Source organism: Leptospira bandrabouensis (assembly GCF_004770905.1).
GTDB lineage: Bacteria > Spirochaetota > Leptospiria > Leptospirales > Leptospiraceae > Leptospira_A > Leptospira_A bandrabouensis.
In genome coordinates this window covers 1,797,717-1,814,771 of the sequence record NZ_RQHT01000014.1, presented here as the reverse complement: position 1 = coordinate 1,814,771, position 17,055 = coordinate 1,797,717, and the positions used below count along the sequence as shown (strand labels likewise).

The window sequence follows — 17,055 nt, the reverse complement described above, 5'->3', positions numbered from 1 at the left end:
CCATCATTCCTCTTTATCAATTAAAAAATATAAAAAAATCAACAGGGAAAGTTATATGAAGAAGTTAATTAAAATATTAATCCTTAATTTATTATTAATAACAGGTGTATACGCATCTGGCGGTATTGGTGGTGGCGGAATCGCAAATATACCACAAGGCCAAGACAGAGAAAAATACCACTTAGGAAAAGCAGTTTATAATCAAGATATTACGTTAGAAAAACAAACAAATATTAAACAAATCGATCAAGAAGAACGGCTGGAATACTTACAAGGAAGTTTACCGAATACCGAAAAAAGACGAGTTAACCTTCCTGATTTCGCCGGCAAACTCACTGAAGAACAATTACAAGCCCTTGAATACTTTATTCAAGTAAGATTCAATGTAAAACTACCAGAGAAAAAGAAGGAATAAACAATGAAATCTTTCTTAAATTTCTCAAAATTCATATCTGTTTTATTCTTTATTGTTACGCCAGGAGTTTATGCACAGCAGGCATGGGCACCTTACGAAAGACAACTTTGGGTACGCCCAGTATTTATACACTCTGAGTATGATGGTGCATTCTTAGCAGGTCAAAAAGCAAAGTATGACGATAACGTTCGTTTGTCGGTTGCGAACTTAGCATTAGAATATGGGATAACAGATAGACTTACCGCCGACTTAACCTTTGGATTTGGTAAATTAGGTCGCCATAAAATTTTTAATCGATATTTAGGATTACAACAAACGCCGGAAGTCCCTGATAAATACGGATTTATGGATACAAGGTTTGGAATTCGTTATAAAATTTTAGACGAATTTGATTCCAAATACCGATGGATGCCAACAATTTCACTACGAGTCGGTGGAATCAAACGTGGTGATTATGATCGAAATCCTCAATCTCTTGGCGATGGTGCCAGTGGAGGAGAAATAAATCTTTACTTAGCAAAAGATTTTGGTGTTTGGGGTCTTGGATCTTTGGGGGAATTTTCTTATCGAAAAAGAGAGAATCCCGTTCCCGATGATATTCTTTATTATGGAGCATTTTACAAACGGTTTTTTGAGTCTTTGTTTATAACCGTAGGTATGCGTGGCCAAGTAGGTCAAGGTGGTTATGCTTATGCTGATCCAAGGCAACAGCCACCATTAAATTTAGTTCGTTACCCACAACCATCTTTGTATGGAATCAATCCTTACGATGTATACGTACAAAATGAACGGCCAGCTTGGGGTAGAAAAGAAAGTTTTCACAATGCAGAAGTAGGTTTAAGTTATTCAGATAGTTTCGGAAATTTTTACACCCTCTTCTATTCAGAAACTATTGCTGGATATAACACAGCAAAATTAAAAACTGTGGGATTTGCCGTTACACTTCCTTACAATCTTTGAGGTATCACAATGAAACTAAAATACATAACAATTCTTACGATTCTATTCATTCAAATGATTGGCTGCAAAGGATTACCGGAATATTTATTTCTTCCGCAAAGTTTGAAAATTGATTTAACGCCTTTTTTATTTCGTGTGTATTCTCCTGCGGAATTGGCAACTCTCTCGAATGCAGATTACAATCTAAATGAAAGTGGACTAATCACCTCAAGTAAATTTGCAAAGTTTTTATCAAATTGGAAAAACAATCGGCCATCAGGAGTTTCAGGAAACCTAGTCGTTTTCCAAGTACAAACATCTGGCGGAAGTGGACGTTACGTTTTTTTCGATGGGAATCAGACATTTGCTTATCCGGTCTCTAACTTCCAAGAACTACTCACTGATGTCAGAGATGATGGAGTGCTAGCAATTGATGGAGTTGTTCCGAAAGGCAAAAAAATATCGGATTTTTTTTCTATCTACGGCATTGATCCAGCAATAGATTATATAGTTTTTGCCAGTGACACTTCCTCCTTAGCCAACCTTTCCTCTGCTACATTTGCATACTACTCTTTGTTATACTGGGGTTTCCCAAAAGAAAGATTAGCAGTTTTAAATGGTTCCATAGCAGATTTAACAACAGCTGGAACTTTATTTACAACTCCCTCCTACACATATGCAAATAGTAATCGTGCTGGTAATATCAAAAATCTTTTTCGTGACCACACAGTGTTACAACTGACGATTGGTGACTTGATACATGCAATCAAAGGCGGAAATACCAATTTGGAAGAAGTTGACCAAATTCCAGCGGGAGGTTTTCAAATCATAGATGGAAGACCAAATGCATCTTTTACCGGTACAGCAAGCTCAACTGCTTCGGGATCTAAGTATACAAATTGCACCACAAAAACAAATTCTACATTGGTATCAAATACTTGCCTCGTAACTTATGAAGGTCGAATCAAATCTTCAACAAATTTGGTACCGACAGATTTGTATGATGGAACTACGTTCCAGTTCAAATCATTTAACCAATTACAAAGTTACTTGAATAATACTGGTTACTCTTCAAATAAACAAATTTTTGTATATGGGGAAGATGCCACAAAGGGTTCCCTTGTTTGGTTTGTTGTACACCAAATTCTTGGTAAACCAACAAGATTATACGAAGGTGGATGGAAACAATTTGGTGCTCTTGGTTTACGGTCTCCATCTTCTGGATCAAGTCCGAGCGCCATCTCACAACCCGCTTCATATTGGCGTACCGATATTGCAACTTTATCAGAAAGTAATACGCCTAATGCAGATGCGAACGTTCCCAATTACCAACTGGATGTTGCTAGACAGTTTGTAAAAAATTCCAACAAACTCAGAACGGAAGATAAATCATTTTTAAGGGGAACTTCAACTTCTGGGTCATCCGGAGGGGGTGGCGGTGCTCCTACAGGTGGTGGAGGAAATGCTTGCGGCGGATAATTCAATAAGCAAATTTTACGTATGAGACTTTTATCCATTCAACTTACGGTTATTTTAGTTTTTATGACAAACTTCGTAAGTTGTTTGGATTCAAACTTCTTAGACTCACATTGGAAATATGCCATCGAAGTCCAAGGATTACCTCCCGAACATTTCTCTGTTTTAGAAAAAAACTTAGAACCTAATGCTTGTCAGACTTGCCACAATAGACAGTATCAAAATTGGAAAGAAAGTTTTCACTCAAAGTCTATCGGCAAAGGATTTTTATGGCAAAAGGAAATTCTATCTTCCGAAGAATACCGATCTTGTTTCCAGTGTCACTCTCCTTTACCAGAAACTAAATCAGAGCTTTCGATAGAATTTCAATCTGAGGAAATTCTCAATTCAAAAGCCCACAATTTTCCCTATGGAATTTCAAACCCTTCGATTCTCTGTGCCTCTTGCCATATTCGAAATCAAGTTCGATACGGTCCTCCGCCAAGAACTAATACAAAAGATAAACTATCGAGTAAGAATTTACCACATAACGGGTACATTGCTAAAACTGAATTTGAATCCTCCGCATTTTGTAAGTCCTGTCACGAAAGTAAACCAAATGGGAAGAGACTCAATGGGAAAAAGCTAATGGAAGTTTATACCGAATGGGAAAAAAGTCCCTTTGCAAAACAGGGAATTCAGTGCCAAAACTGCCATATGCCTGATAGAGAACATTCGTGGAAAGGTATTCACGATAAGACGTTTGTGCAAAATTCTCTACTACCTACATGGAAAATTACAGAAAAGAATGGAATCTATCATATAGAAGCCGAACTGAAATCCATTAATGTTGGTCATGAGTTTCCGACGTATATCGTTCCGAAAGTTTACTTACGTTTTTTTGCAATTTTTAATCATAACTCAAAACCAGTTCTTCTTGAGGAATCGGTTATTGGTAGAATTGTTAATACAAGTTTAACCGAAGAATATATAGATTCAAGAATCAAACCTCAAAAATCGCACCAAGTAATTTTTGATTACGATCCAAAAGAAAATAAGGTACATCAATTTTTATGGGAAATCGTAGTAGATCCTGACGAACAATACGTACGACAATTTGAAGAACAACTGTCGTCAATAAATGCTACAAAACTTACTGTAGAATCTAAAAGGTTTTTACAAGAGTCCCTGCTTGAAAAAAAGAACTCTCGTTATTTATTGTTTACTTTGAATTGGCAAGTGCCTGTTTTACTTCCGCAATGATATCATCAATATGCTCTAAACCAACAGAAACTCGGATTAGACCAGGCATAATTCCAACTGCCAGTCTTTCTGCTTCCGTAAGTTTTGAATGAGTTGTAGAAGTAGGATGAGTTACAGTGGTTCGAGTATCCCCCAAATTAGCAGTAAGAGAAAACCATTTCAAAGAATCTAAAAATTTTCTTGCTCTCTCCACTCCGCCCTTAATCACAAAGGAAACTATTCCCCCACCCGATTTCATTTGTTTTTTAGCAATCGCATAACCAGGGTCACTTGGTAGGAATGGATAACGAACTAAGTCTACATCAGGGGACTGTTCTAAAAACTCAGCCAATTTCATTGCATTTTCTGAATGCCTATCCATACGAACAGCCAATGTCTCTAAACTCTTCGAAATAATCCATGCATTCATAGGTGACAATGCCGGACCTGTATTACGGGCCATGTAACGGATCGGTTGGATGTATTCTTTTTTTCCTAAGATAACACCAGCAATCACACGACCTTGTCCATCCAAATACTTGGTAGCAGAATGAATCACAACATCTGCTCCAAAGTCAGCTGGTCTTTGGATATATGGGGAACAAAAACAATTGTCAACAATTAGAATGGCTTTTTTCTTTTTACATAACGCAGCTACCCATTCTAAGTCGACAATATCCAAACCTGGATTAGAAGGTGTTTCAATATATACTATTTTTGTATTTTCTTTAAATGCTTCTTCCCATAACTCTGGTTTGTTGATGTCAACATAAGTAGTGGTGACCCCAAATCGTGGAAGTATATTTGCAAATATTTGATGAGTAGATCCGAATATTGCACGTGCCGATACAATATGATCTCCAGATTTCACTAGTCCAAACACAGAGGTAAAAACAGCAGACATTCCAGATGCAGTCGCAATTCCATCTTCCGTATGCTCCAAAGAACAAAGTTTATCGATTAGTTCAGTAGTATTGGGATTGGAAAATCGAGTGTATTGGTTGCCAGTGACTTCTTCTGCAAAGAGTGCCCTTGCATGTTCCGCATCATCAAAAACAAAACTGGAAGTTAAAAATAGCGGGGTGGAATGTTCCTTTTCCCCAGTTCGTTTGGTTTGGATGCGGATGGCGTCAGTTTCAAAGTGTTCAAACATATCTTATGCCAAGGTCGGTTATGAACTCTCGAATTCATTAATTTTTTTGGAAAATATCTGCTATAGAATCGGTTTTAAGACAATATAACAGAATTTCTAGGAAATTTCTGCAATTTTCCCATCAATCATATGGACTCTGCGACTCGCAAGGCCAGCATAATCAGGATCATGTGTCACAAAAAGAATCGTAGTGCCATCCTCATTGTTGATACGTTTGAATATCTCCATCACCTTATCACCGTTAGCAGTATCTAAATTACCAGTTGGTTCATCTGCAAAAAGAAATTTTGGTTTTTGGACAAGGGCACGTGCAATGGCAACTCTTTGTCCTTCTCCACCTGACATCTGACTTGGGAACTTATCTTTACAATGTAAAACAGAAAAACTTTCCATTAAATGCAAGGCATACTCTTCCGTGACTTTATGTGATCCTGTTTTTCTAGCAGGCATAGTTATGTTCTCTAGACCAGTAAGTTCAGGAAGTAAGTAGTGAAACTGAAAAACAAATCCTATCGATAAATTTCTTAGGGCATGAATTTCTTGGCTTCCCATTCCGAGAAGGGAACTTCCATTCAGTTTGACATCTCCACTCGTTGGATTGTCCAAACCACTTATAATATAAAGTAAAGTAGACTTACCGGAACCCGACTTTCCAGTAAGAGCCACAAAATCACCAACATCAATTTCTAAGGAAACATCTTTTAATACTTCTTGCGGTGGTTCTCCAAAGGATTTAAAAATATGTTTGGCTTCAATTCCTAACATTTAAGTTGCCCCTCGGATAATATCTACAGGAGAAAGACGGCTTGCCATACGTGCAGGAATATAACTCGCAATCGATGCACTAAGAACAGCGATGGAAAAACCTTTTACATAAATCATCCAGTCCCAAGAAATCATCATTGTTTTCATTAAAGCTTTGGAATTTTGTTTCGGATCTCCAATGGGAATTCCGTCTATGTAATAACACCCTAAGATTCCAACAAATATCCCAATGACAGCACCAAGTGTTCCTAAAAACAATCCTTGGAATATAAAAAGTTGGATTGTATCTTTTTCGTCGAACCCAATAGAACGTAGGATGGCAACTTCCTTTTTCTTTTGGTTCACAACCATATTTAAAATATTATAAATTCCAAAAGCTACAACGAGAATGATTGTAAATGTTGTTGAGTTTCTTACAATATCCTGCGTTTTAAATACCTGAAGGATACTAGCATTTACTTCATCCCAACTTTCCACCTTATCCTTGCTAAAGTATCGAAAATCAGCAGCAATGTCTGCGGCAGCGCGAATATCCTTTATCTTAACAATAATTTGCGATATTTCTCCACTTGATTTTGTTACACTTTGGACAGTGGATAACGACGAATAAACTGTAACTTCATCGACCAAACGATTCCCCGTACTTAAAATACCAACCACTTTTAACGGAATCAATTCAGTTCCCGGGATGTAGACGGAAATGGTATCACCAATTTTTGCACCAAGTTTATTCAGAACACCTTCACCCATAATAGCAAGAGATGTCCCTCTAGATAAATCAGAAATTTTTCCCTCTACTATATAATCACTTATGTTAGTTACCTTAGGTTGGATCGACGGATCAACTCCAACAAATCTTGCCGGAGCTGTTGCTTTCCCATTTACAAATATAACTTCTTTGGTTAGCTGTGGTGCAAAAGAAATAACTCTATGATCGTTGGATAATTTATCCATCCAACCAAGAACATTAGTTAACCGAGAATTGTCGGTTCTGCCGGAAGGTGGTGATAACCAACGTACGGCTTTCCCTTGAAAAAATACATCCTCAAAGGTTCGTTCTGTAATGAGTTCATCCTTAGGCGAAATTTTGATTTGTCCATCAGAGTTCACCAATTGATCTGTAATGACAGCTTGGAACCCCAACATTATACCCGAGAAAACAATATAACCTGCGGTTCCAAGTACGATCCCAATCAATGTAAGAATGGATTGTTGTGGTCTTGAAAGGATCTGTCTTATGGCAAGAAACAACATATCAGTTTTTTACCAAAACTTCGTCGCCTTCTTTCAAATCTCCCTGAACCAACTCTCCATATTCTGAATTGATGGCTCCAATACGTATTTCAATTTTTTCTCGTTTCCCATCTCGAAACCGAGTAATTTTTCCTCGGTCTACAGCAACTAACGGAACTAAGATTACATTTTCTTTGGAGGAAACTTCGATGGCAACATCGGTTGTCATATCCGGTAAAATTCCTTGCGGAAGTTCATTTGGTTCGATCCGAACTAAAAATTGTCCGTTAGAAGGATAAATCCTTTCAACCTTTCCTTTATAAACATTTCCTCGTATGGATTCAAAACTTAGTTGGGCTAGTTGTCCTGGTTTGACACGTAAGGCAGATTCTTGATCTAAAGAAACGGAAATATAAACTTCTTTTAAGTTTTGGATTTCTAAAATCGGGAGGCCGGGCATTGCGGTTTCATTTTTTGCGACATTTAACTTAGTTAAGGTGCCGTTGAAAGGAGATCGAAAAGTAATTCCTGAATCATTGACAAGTAGAGCCTGGTCTTTTGTTACAGTTTGGCCCTCTTCTACAAAAATTTCTCGAACCGAAGCTGCAATTCCAAATTTTAAAATAAAACTATCTACCGGTTTTACAGTGCCGAGGGCATATACCGCTTCCACTAACGAACCTCTTTCAATTCCTAATCGGTTAGATTGTGAATTTCGAAAGAACCAAACAGAAGTAAGGATTAGAACGATTACAACGATAAAACCAAGAATATATAGCTTTTTACGATCCATGTTGACCTTATCGTAACCAATTGATTGTTTTTGGAAATTCTTTTTCTAATGGATTTTATAGTGCCAATCCAAAAATAAACTCACCCTCTTTATCTTTTGCGGGTTTATATTCCAAGCACCTAACATCTACGAATTGTCCCGTTTGTAAGGTATCAAATCTGATAGGATCTGCGATTCTACCTTTTAAATAATTGTCAGTCACAAACCGACCATCACTCTCAAGTATGGCTTCGTATGATTTTCCAATCACAGTCTCTGCATACTTCGTGTGCAATTCCGAACTGAGAGACATCAAATCTAACACTCTGCGTTTTTTTTCATCACCTGGGATGGGATCTCCAAAGGACTCAGCCGAAGTTCCCTTTCGAACAGAATAAGGAAATACGTGTAATTTTGCAAATCCAAGTTCCACTAACAATTGCTTGGTTTCAGAAAACTCAACCTCTGTTTCGGAAGGAAATCCCACAATGACATCAGTTCCAAGAAATAAACCAGGCAGTTTCTCTTTTGCTAGTTCAATTCTTGTTCGAAATGCATCCGGATGGTAGGTCCTTCGCATATCTTTTAATACCTTACGGCTTCCACTTTGGATGGGGACGTGCAAAAATTTACAAAACCTTGGATGTTTCATCAAATCCAGTAAACCAGATCCTACGTCTGGCGGCTCAATCGAAGAAAGGCGGATCCGGGAGTATTCTAAGACCTTTAAAATATCTTCCAAAAGATTTAAAAAACCTTTTTCACCATTTTCTAATCGATACCAGCCTAAATTAACACCCGTTAACTGAATTTCACCAACTCCATTGTCTTGCAGGTATCTAACTTGATCTAAAATATCGTTATAATTTCTACTGACACCGAGACCACGAGCGGCAGGAATTTTACAATAGGAACATTTCCGATTACATCCATCCTGTATTTTTAAGTACGCACGAGTGTGACCTTCTGGAAGTACGTCTGAATAAGAAAATCGATCCAGAGTTTTTGTTGGATAAACTTCTTTTCCTTCAAAGTCTTCTAAAATTTTATAAGGAAGAGAACTTTTTTCGGTATTACCGAATACACCAAATACACCAGGGATATTGAGTAAAATTTCTTTGTCAGTTTCCGCATAACAACCTGTCACATAAACTTTCGCACCAGGGTTTGTGCGGATGGCATTGCGAATGATGTTTCTGTTTTTTACATCAGCTTTATTGGTCACCGTACAAGTATTTACAACTATATACTGCGCCTCTTCCTGGGCTTCCGCCAAAGAAAAACCTTTATCTTTTAATACAGAGTACATACCATCGGTTTCAAAAAAATTCAACCGACAGCCAAGTGTATGGAACTTAATTTTCACAAGTCGTTCAGTGCTACAATCCGTTTAGAATTTTCTTTGATTGTATTACTTTCGCCATTTAAATCAGAAGCTTTTCGGATACAATCCTTAGCTTCTGCCAAATAAGTGTTTGCCTGAGATTTTTTTCCCAATTTTTTATTTGATTTGTATAATGATTCTTGTACGAGAGCCAAATTGTTCCAAATTTCAGCAGAATTTTGATTTAAAGAAGATGCCCATCTTAAACTAACGTCTGCTTTGTCATAATTTTTTAGATTATAATAAATTTTCCCTTCCAACTCCAACATTCGAAAATCATTAGGACTTCCTGCTTTAGCTTTTTCAATTTGAGAAAGCGCAGTTTTGGAAGCACCTTTTTCGGAAAGTGCCAGTGCATAAAAATATCTTACTTCAGGATTTTGTGGGTATAAAGGGATGGTTTTTTCTGCCAGTTCAATGGCAGGTTTCCATTTTTTGTGGCGAGTTAAAATCGCAAGACTTGCTTGCAATAGGTCTTCATCGTCAGGTTTGCGTTTTCTTGCTTCCAACATGTTTTTATAAGAATTTTCAAAGTCGTTCAACTTATCATAGTTAAATGCAAGTAAAGCATAAAATTCGTAGGAAGATTTTCCATCGGCTAGTAGACTTTTTACAAGCTCAATAGACTTGTTATAGTTTTTTACTTTGTATTCATCCACAGCTTGAAAGTAAGCAGAACCAACTTGTTCTTTTTCTTGAGAATGGAGGGAAGTGACGAGAAGACAAAAAACGGCAAAAGTATAAATCAAATGTTTCATAAAAGGTCCGAGGGAACTGTAATGGAGTTCAAATTAACCGAATCAATCCTGGAATGGTAAGGTTCGATGGGGTCCAGGTATAGGAAAACACTGCCCCCCTTGGAAAGCAAGTAATGTTCAATATGTTCTTCCGTGATGATTTCTGAATCTTCGGTATATAAAATTGGATTTTCACCAGGTCCCAAATGGAGGTGAAATTCCTGATTGGTGAGAAAATCGGAGAGATTGAGATAACCAGATCCAAAATACAATCCCGATTGAAAGTAGTATTTATAGTAAACTTTGACTTCGGGGAGAATTAAGTTAGGACGAATATAACCGAGTTCAATCCGCTCGATGGTTCCAACGGTTCGAATTTTTCGGAGTTGGAACCAAATCTTGCGAATAAAAAAATAAGAAAACAGAAAGACGAGGGGAATGAGGATAGCCATTTCCGTTCGCCTGTCCGAAAGGCTCTCTAAACGAGAGCCAAATCTTTTTCCTCAGTACTTGGGGAAGAACCATCATCTTTTTTCGGAGCTTCCTTGTAATCAGACCAAGGAGTTTCCGAATATACGAGTTTTCCTTCCACAAAGTCTACCTGAATCTTCGTCGGGTTATCATAAACGCCTTTTAAAGACTGCACAGCCATATAATCTTCCAATTCTCTTTGGAACACACGTCGTAGTGGACGGGCTCCATAGTTTTGGTCGTATCCAATGGTTGCAAAATGTTCTTTTGCAGGAAGAGAAAGATCTACAAGCACCTTCTTTTCAGTCAAACGTTTGTTAAAGTCTTTCAACATAATATCCACAATACTTACAATCTCTTCTTTTTTGAGAGGAGCAAAGTAAACCACCTCATCCACACGATTGAGGAATTCTGGGTTAAAATGTTTTTTCAACTGTTCTCTTGCTTGTTCTGCTTTGTAAGTTTCTCTTTCTTCTGCGAAGTCTTCAAACCCCAATCGCCCACCTTTAGAAATTTCTTTCGCTGCGATGTTCGAAGTCATGATGATGATGGTATCGCGGAAGTTTACCTTACGACCTTTGGTGTCAGTTAAATTCCCTTCTTCCATAATTTGGAGTAAGATATTGAAAAGGTCATGATGTGCCTTTTCAATTTCGTCGAGTAAAACCAAACTATATGGTTTTCTTCTCACAAACTCAGTGAGTTGGCCACCATCATCATATCCTACGTAACCCGGAGGAGCTCCAATCAGACGGGATACTGCATGTGGTTCCATATATTCCGACATATCGATTCGGAGCATATTGTCTTCCGATCCAAACAGTTGTTCTGCGAGAGCTTTCGCAAGTTCTGTTTTTCCTACACCTGTTGGGCCAAGGAAAATAAACGATCCTGTAGGGCGTTTTTCACTTTTGAGACCTGTGCGTGAACGTCGGACAGCACGAGCTACTTTTTCAATAGCATCGGTTTGGCCAACAATACGTGACTTGATGTCTTCTTCCAAGTTGAGAAGTTTTGTGTTTTCGGACTCTTCCATTTTTTTCAATGGAATTCCTGTCCAAAGACTCACAACAGAAAGTATATCTTCTTCTTCAATAGAAACAGCATACCCTTCCATTCGTTCTTGCCACTGTTTGGTTTTTTCTTCCAATTGGCCTTTTTTACGATTCACTTCATCCCGAACGGCCGCTGCTTTTTCATACTCTTGGCTACGAACCAAATCTTCTTTTTTAACCGAAAGAGCTTTGATTTCTTCTTCAATCTCTTTGATTTCATTCGGACGTTGGCAATTCGCAAGACGAGCTTTTGCACCAGCCTCATCAATGATATCAATGGCTTTGTCTGGTAAAAATCGATCGTTGATATAACGGTGAGATAACTTCACCGCTTGTTCAATGGCTTTTTCCGAATAACGAACCTTATGGTGAGCTTCGTATGCTTTTTTCAAACCATCCAAGATAAGAACTGCATCATCCACGGAAGGTTCAAGAACCTTCACCATCTGGAATCTTCTTTCCAAAGCAGAATCTTTTTCGATGTATTTACGGTATTCGTTATTGGTGGTAGCACCAATACATTGTAATTCCCCACGAGCAAGTGCTGGTTTTAGAATGTTTGCCGCATCCACAGCCCCTTCTGCAGCCCCTGCTCCAATCAGAGTGTGCAACTCATCAATAAAGATAATGATGTTTTGCGAAGTAACGATTTCTTTCATGATTTTTTTCAATCGTTCTTCAAACTCACCTCGGTATTTGGTTCCTGCAATGAGACTTGCTAAATCAAGAGATAACACTCGTTTATCGAAAAGTAAATCGGGAACTAACTTGTCGATTACGGCTTGGGCAAGACCTTCTACGATGGCTGTTTTACCCACACCCGATTCTCCCACAAGAACTGGATTGTTTTTAGTTTTACGAGAGAGGATTTGAATGACTCTTTCGATTTCTTTGGAACGACCAATCACTGGGTCTAATTTTTTCTCGCGTGCGAGTTGGGTTAGGTCCCGTGCAAACTCATCCAAAATAGGAGTTTTACTTTTTTCCTGTCTCGGTGCTGCTGTTTGTGTTTGGCCTTGTGGACCGGATTGTGTTCCTGTAGCACCTGCTCCCACGGCACCAGATGGTGGTGCTCCCAAAAGTCGTAAAATCTCAGATTTAATGACGTTATAATTTACGCTGAACGATGATAACGATCCGCCCGCAATATTATTGTTATCTCGAAGTAGTGCCAATAGAATGTGCTCTGTTCCAACATAGTTATGTTTGAGGCGTTTTGCTTCCTCTTTAGAAACTTCGATCATTTTTTGGTATTTGTCTTGTCCTTGGCTTACATCCAATAACAAGGCACCGGAACCCTCACGAGTTCTTTTTTCGACTTCTTTACGGAGTTCGTTCAAATTGATGTTTAGATTCGTAAGAATCTTAATCGCGACAGAGTCCTCCTCCCGGAGAAGCCCAAGTAGAATGTGTTCAGGACCGATAAAATCGGAGCCTAAACGTTTAGCCTCATCTTGGGCGATTTCGTTGATGACTCTCTTTGCTCTTTTGGTGAATTCCAACATGCCGCACCCTGCCTTTGTTAATTAGACGAACGTCCTCGTTCCCATCATGACCGTACCGGTTTAAAGGGAGCCTCGTAAACCAAGAATTTTGTAAAACTGACGTTTTTGGACCGCTCGAGCGTTCTTCCACGAGATTTTTACGACAAGACCCGGGTTTTCTCCGATCTTCCTAAAACTATGATCGGTGGAAGGAGCAAATTCTATACCAAATTCAGAGAATGTTTGCAAAATTGAAAAAAACCTGGGACTCACTCCCGGATCCAATTCCACAAGGATCGAGTCTCGCCTTCCAAGGCCTAAATTGGTAGGGCAAGAGGAAATAAACCCTATCTTTGGCAATTCGGCCCAGTTTGTTTTTTGGAGTAAAAAACGAAAGATCTGATTTTTTGTTTTCTTTTCCGCCCGTGATTCTTGTGGGATTCGGTGTAAAACTGTTACCATTTTTTCCCAACGAATATGGTCTTCTGAACCTAAATAGAAACCCATCCTATTTTCAGAATTCTCGGGAAGAGTATTTGATGGATAAAATCCAGTAGGATATAGCCAAATATCCACTCCATTCTCGGCTAACAACTGCTTGGATTTAGTCATCATAGAATCGTAAAATGGAAACAGATTTGATTTTAAGTTTCTTGTAATACGAGTTCGAAAAGATATTAAATTGATAAACTTAGAGTTTTCTTTTACAAAATTTTCTAAACCTTCCATTACATTTTTAGGGATGGTTTTGGGTTTTTGAAGGATAGGATATTCAAAAACTTGTATACAGTGAACACAACCAAATTTGCCGTTTTTACGAAACTGAATTTCTTTGGTTCCGCAAAAACGACAAAAGTTCATCTTAAGTAACGGGAGTTAGCTGTCCTGACACAATTCGATTTCGTTTGTGTGCCATTGAGGCAAGTTCCAAATCGTGAGTCACAAGAATCAAAGAAAATTTAAATTCATTTTGAAGTTCTTTGATAAGATCCATCAAATGGCGTGAATTATCACGGTCTAAATTTCCAGTGGGTTCATCAGCCAAAATGAGTTGTCTTCTACCCACAAGAGCTCTTGCCACACCGACTCTCGCACTTTCTCCCCCAGAAAGTTGAGAAGGAAAACTTTCTGTTCTTTCGCCAAGACCCACCTTTTTTAAAATTTCAGTAGCTTGTTGTTTTGCCAAACTTGGATTCATTCTTGCAATGAGAAGTGGCATCATCACATTTTCCAATGCAGTAAAATCAGGTAACAAAAGATGTTGTTGGAAGATAAAAGAAATTTTTTCGGCACGAAAACTTTCTCTTTGTTTTTCGTTTAAATTCTTAAGGCTGACACCACAAACTTCCACCTCACCGTCGTCAAACGAATCCATAGCACCTAGAATATTCAAAAGTGTAGATTTTCCAACACCGGAAGCACCTTCTACAGAAACAATTTCTCCTGGCATAACTTCAAAATCTAGTCCAGAGATGATATGGTATTTTTTGTCCACAACCTGATAGTATTTTTCTAACTTGCGAACCGAAACAGTTGGTTTTACATTCATATTAGTCATTTCGTATTGTATCCACAGGATTTAAATTGGCCGCCATACGTGCCGGGAAATAACCAGCAAGTCCAGAGAGGATTGTTGCTGCCGTTGTGACCATAAAAATAAAGGAAATATCAATATCCACGGGGATATGATCGAAGTAATAAATATCTTTTGGTACAAGTTCCACAGGATCCCAATCTCCAGGGTTTAGTAAACCACCAATCCCATTAATGATTTCAGAAATAATATTGATGATGACTTCTAACTTGGTAGCAATAAAGATTCCAGTCATCCCACCTACTAACGATGACAAAATTCCCACGATCATTGCATTCAGTGTAAAAATCAAAAGGATATCATTGGAGGCAAGTCCAAGTGCTTTTAAGGTTCCTATGGATCTACGTTTCGCACGAATGAGTGAGTGAACTGTTGCCACCATTCCCAGCGCCGCAAGAACGATAAAAAGAAACACGATGATGGAGATGATTGTTTTCTCAAGTCTAAGTGCTGCTAAGAAGTTTTCCTGTTCTTCGGCAATGGTTCTTACTGACCAGGAAGTTTCATCTTGGATTTTCTGATTCCAATTTTCTTCATTTAACCTGGATAAGATTCTTTGTTTGGTGACTTTTAAATCATCAAGAGAACGAACCTTAATGGCAACTTGGTTGACAGCCCCTTTCATTTTAAAAAATTCTTGGGCTTGTGGGAGAGACAAAAATACAAATTTAGAATCGTAATTATAATATCCCGTTTTAAAAAGTCCCACCAAACGGAAAGTTTGTACGTTGACTTGAACACCACGTTCTACAGTAAACCTTCCACCAGGAACAGCCATTGTAATTTCTCGACCGAGCCCATACCCATAAATGGCACTCATTTCCTTTCCAACCACTACCAATTTTTTGGTATTCATGGACTGGATTTCGTCTCGGTCATATTGTAAGATCCTTGGAAAATTTGGTAACCCATTCTCCACTAATTTTTCTATGGAGTCCACGGGGACCGCTCGAATCATAATAGGGTTAAAGTTATTATTACTTTGAATGAGTCCATGACTCGTTATGTTTCCTTCCACAGAAACAAATGATTCAGCGAGTTTCGGATCTGACTTTAGGTGAGCGATGACCTTTTCATAATCATAAATGGCCCCTGACCCATAAGAGTTCTCAATCGTGATATGAGGTCCGCCTTGCCAGAGAGATTCTTTTACTTGTTTTTGGAATCCGTTGAAAATGGAGAGGACAACGACAAGAAGCCCCACTCCGACCGCCATAACAATGAACGACAGCCTGGATTTGATAGAGAGGAATCCTAGTACTCTGGACCCTCGGATGTAACGGATTGTGATTAAAGAGACAATTCCCATGATGACCTAATCTTTTTGACAGCTTTCTTCTAAAGATGGATACTGTCAAAAAAGAACCTTATGCCTGAGACACCAAACTATTATTCTGTCAAAGTAAACCTTCGAGACGAAGCCAATATGGTCTACACCATGATTGCCGCTGTCATTGACCCGGTTGAAACCAAATCGGTGAAGTTTGAGGGAGTTTCATGTACAAGCCCACTATCCCTTTTGCCTGTTCGGTCGACATTTCAGGACTATTATAACCGAATGCAGAGGGTGATCTACAAAGGGGAACAACAGAAAAACATCACCAAATCGCTCCAGGAGCTGATCAAAACCAAATTTGGGTCAGAAAGTTTTTTGGAAGAGATCCTTCACTATATGGATCACAACCTAACAGACCGATTGGACTTTGTTTTTAGCGAAATTCACAAAAGGACTTCTGGAAATTCGGAACCCAAAGTGGAAATCCATTTTGAACTCATAGATCCAAGTGAAATCACAAAAACCACTGTGGATGAGGAAGAAATTGCCAAAAAAGAAGCACCTCCTCCAACACCTGTTCCACAAGCTTCTGGATTTTTAATTCCTGCTGACAAACAAATTGTTCAATTCAAATTCCAACTGTCTCCGGTCAACGGTGTTCCTCTTGTAGAACTCAAAGCAGGAGACAATGTTTACATTCGTTTGGTGCCAGGAGATGCAGTCACGGATTCCATCATTAACACTTTGGAACTAAAAGATGAATCTGGCGCGATCAAACAAATTCCTGCAAAAATAGTAAACATTTCGAATAACAAGAATTTTTCGGAAGTAGTGATCAAAATCAATGAACAAATTTATGGAAAGATCATCGAAGAAGAGAACTCTGTAAAAATCAAAACCACAGACAGCCAACAAGGTGCGGCCAACATTATGAACTCAGTTGCATCGCCAACCGTAGCGGTATCAAAAGCAAAACAAAACCCGGCACTTTCAGCCGATGAAAGTTTTCATTTGTTGCCCTACATAATCATGTTAGTTGTTCTTGCCATTGGTATGATGACCATTTTTGTAATTTTATAA

Annotated in this window: 16 protein-coding genes; 5 read left to right on the top strand and 11 right to left on the bottom strand. The window is 38.5% G+C overall.

All coding sequences use genetic code 11. The annotated features are described in order from the left end of the window. The first annotated feature begins 55 nt into the window (after positions 1-55). Genes EHR07_RS15725 through EHR07_RS15710 form a run of 4 tightly spaced genes read left to right on the top strand, consistent with a single transcriptional unit; the run spans position 56 to position 4,072 of the window. Complete coding sequence (locus tag EHR07_RS15725) at positions 56-415, top strand: hypothetical protein (protein ID WP_135745930.1); 360 nt, start codon at positions 56-58, stop codon at positions 413-415. Positions 416-418: 3 nt separating this feature from the next. Beyond that, positions 419-1,375: a hypothetical protein gene (locus EHR07_RS15720; protein WP_135745929.1), complete on the top strand. Its 957-nt coding sequence runs from the start codon at positions 419-421 to the stop codon at positions 1,373-1,375. A gap of 9 nt (positions 1,376-1,384) precedes the next feature. Then, a complete protein-coding gene (locus EHR07_RS15715) occupies positions 1,385-2,833 on the top strand; it encodes a rhodanese-like domain-containing protein (RefSeq protein ID WP_135745928.1) in 1,449 nt (482 codons plus the stop codon). 21 nt (positions 2,834-2,854) lie between these two features. Further along, positions 2,855-4,072, top strand: coding sequence for a multiheme c-type cytochrome (locus EHR07_RS15710; protein WP_238778280.1), 1,218 nt, complete (start codon positions 2,855-2,857; stop codon positions 4,070-4,072). Here the strand turns inward: EHR07_RS15710 and EHR07_RS15705 are convergent. The 11 genes from EHR07_RS15705 to EHR07_RS15655 all read right to left on the bottom strand — a co-directional run bounded on the left by EHR07_RS15705 (position 4,032) and on the right by EHR07_RS15655 (position 16,008). Then, the gene (locus tag EHR07_RS15705) at positions 4,032-5,204 is read right to left on the bottom strand and encodes a trans-sulfuration enzyme family protein (RefSeq protein WP_135745927.1); all 1,173 of its coding nucleotides are present in this window, start codon (positions 5,202-5,204) and stop codon (positions 4,032-4,034) included. The genes EHR07_RS15710 and EHR07_RS15705 overlap by 41 nt on opposite strands. A gap of 96 nt (positions 5,205-5,300) precedes the next feature. Next, on the bottom strand, positions 5,301-5,969 hold the full coding sequence (locus tag EHR07_RS15700; RefSeq protein WP_135745926.1) for an ABC transporter ATP-binding protein: 669 nt from the start codon (positions 5,967-5,969) through the stop codon (positions 5,301-5,303). After that, positions 5,970-7,223 (bottom strand): ABC transporter permease, encoded by a 1,254-nt coding sequence (locus EHR07_RS15695; RefSeq protein WP_135745925.1) that lies wholly within the window; start codon positions 7,221-7,223, stop codon positions 5,970-5,972. It abuts the gene before it with no gap. 1 nt (position 7,224) lies between these two features. Then, positions 7,225-7,995: an efflux RND transporter periplasmic adaptor subunit gene (locus EHR07_RS15690; protein ID WP_135745924.1), complete on the bottom strand. Its 771-nt coding sequence runs from the start codon at positions 7,993-7,995 to the stop codon at positions 7,225-7,227. Between the two features lie 55 nt (positions 7,996-8,050). Then, positions 8,051-9,340, bottom strand: a complete 1,290-nt coding sequence (mtaB, locus tag EHR07_RS15685; protein WP_135745923.1) for a tRNA (N(6)-L-threonylcarbamoyladenosine(37)-C(2))-methylthiotransferase MtaB — start codon at positions 9,338-9,340, stop codon at positions 8,051-8,053. Then, positions 9,337-10,116, bottom strand: a complete 780-nt coding sequence (locus tag EHR07_RS15680; protein ID WP_135745922.1) for a tetratricopeptide repeat protein — start codon at positions 10,114-10,116, stop codon at positions 9,337-9,339. Before EHR07_RS15680 ends, mtaB begins: the two co-directional genes overlap by 4 nt. Further along, positions 10,113-10,547 (bottom strand): hypothetical protein, encoded by a 435-nt coding sequence (locus tag EHR07_RS15675; protein ID WP_135745921.1) that lies wholly within the window; start codon positions 10,545-10,547, stop codon positions 10,113-10,115. Before EHR07_RS15675 ends, EHR07_RS15680 begins: the two co-directional genes overlap by 4 nt. A gap of 26 nt (positions 10,548-10,573) precedes the next feature. After that, entirely contained in the window at positions 10,574-13,126 is a 2,553-nt protein-coding gene (locus EHR07_RS15670; RefSeq protein ID WP_135745920.1) for an ATP-dependent Clp protease ATP-binding subunit, read from the bottom strand. Between the two features lie 60 nt (positions 13,127-13,186). Beyond that, the gene (locus EHR07_RS15665) at positions 13,187-13,966 is read right to left on the bottom strand and encodes an ATP--guanido phosphotransferase (RefSeq protein ID WP_135745919.1); all 780 of its coding nucleotides are present in this window, start codon (positions 13,964-13,966) and stop codon (positions 13,187-13,189) included. A gap of 1 nt (position 13,967) precedes the next feature. Next, positions 13,968-14,663, bottom strand: coding sequence for an ABC transporter ATP-binding protein (locus EHR07_RS15660; RefSeq protein WP_135745918.1), 696 nt, complete (start codon positions 14,661-14,663; stop codon positions 13,968-13,970). Continuing rightward, entirely contained in the window at positions 14,656-16,008 is a 1,353-nt protein-coding gene (locus EHR07_RS15655) for an ABC transporter permease (RefSeq protein WP_208739807.1), read from the bottom strand. Before EHR07_RS15655 ends, EHR07_RS15660 begins: the two co-directional genes overlap by 8 nt. Before the next feature lie 60 nt (positions 16,009-16,068). Here EHR07_RS15655 and EHR07_RS15650 point away from each other — a divergent pair, with 60 nt between their 5' ends. Further along, a complete protein-coding gene (locus EHR07_RS15650) occupies positions 16,069-17,055 on the top strand; it encodes a hypothetical protein (RefSeq protein WP_135745916.1) in 987 nt (328 codons plus the stop codon).

Excerpts from the sequence above, each read along its gene's own strand:
- EHR07_RS15670 (WP_135745920.1), bottom strand. The coding sequence starts at position 13,126 with ATGTTGGAATTCACCAAAAGAGCAAAGAGAGTCATCAACGAAATCGCC.
- EHR07_RS15660 (WP_135745918.1), bottom strand. The coding sequence starts at position 14,663 with ATGACTAATATGAATGTAAAACCAACTGTTTCGGTTCGCAAGTTAGAA.
- EHR07_RS15655 (WP_208739807.1), bottom strand. The coding sequence starts at position 16,008 with ATGGGAATTGTCTCTTTAATCACAATCCGTTACATCCGAGGGTCCAGA.
- EHR07_RS15650 (WP_135745916.1), top strand. The coding sequence starts at position 16,069 with ATGCCTGAGACACCAAACTATTATTCTGTCAAAGTAAACCTTCGAGAC.
- EHR07_RS15705 (WP_135745927.1), bottom strand. The coding sequence starts at position 5,204 with ATGTTTGAACACTTTGAAACTGACGCCATCCGCATCCAAACCAAACGA.
- EHR07_RS15700 (WP_135745926.1), bottom strand. The coding sequence starts at position 5,969 with ATGTTAGGAATTGAAGCCAAACATATTTTTAAATCCTTTGGAGAACCA.
- EHR07_RS15710 (WP_238778280.1), top strand. The coding sequence starts at position 2,855 with ATGAGACTTTTATCCATTCAACTTACGGTTATTTTAGTTTTTATGACA.
- EHR07_RS15680 (WP_135745922.1), bottom strand. The coding sequence starts at position 10,116 with ATGAAACATTTGATTTATACTTTTGCCGTTTTTTGTCTTCTCGTCACT.
- EHR07_RS15665 (WP_135745919.1), bottom strand. The coding sequence starts at position 13,966 with ATGAACTTTTGTCGTTTTTGCGGAACCAAAGAAATTCAGTTTCGTAAA.
- EHR07_RS15725 (WP_135745930.1), top strand. The coding sequence starts at position 56 with ATGAAGAAGTTAATTAAAATATTAATCCTTAATTTATTATTAATAACA.
- EHR07_RS15720 (WP_135745929.1), top strand. The coding sequence starts at position 419 with ATGAAATCTTTCTTAAATTTCTCAAAATTCATATCTGTTTTATTCTTT.
- EHR07_RS15675 (WP_135745921.1), bottom strand. The coding sequence starts at position 10,547 with ATGGCTATCCTCATTCCCCTCGTCTTTCTGTTTTCTTATTTTTTTATT.
- EHR07_RS15695 (WP_135745925.1), bottom strand. The coding sequence starts at position 7,223 with ATGTTGTTTCTTGCCATAAGACAGATCCTTTCAAGACCACAACAATCC.
- EHR07_RS15715 (WP_135745928.1), top strand. The coding sequence starts at position 1,385 with ATGAAACTAAAATACATAACAATTCTTACGATTCTATTCATTCAAATG.
- EHR07_RS15690 (WP_135745924.1), bottom strand. The coding sequence starts at position 7,995 with ATGGATCGTAAAAAGCTATATATTCTTGGTTTTATCGTTGTAATCGTT.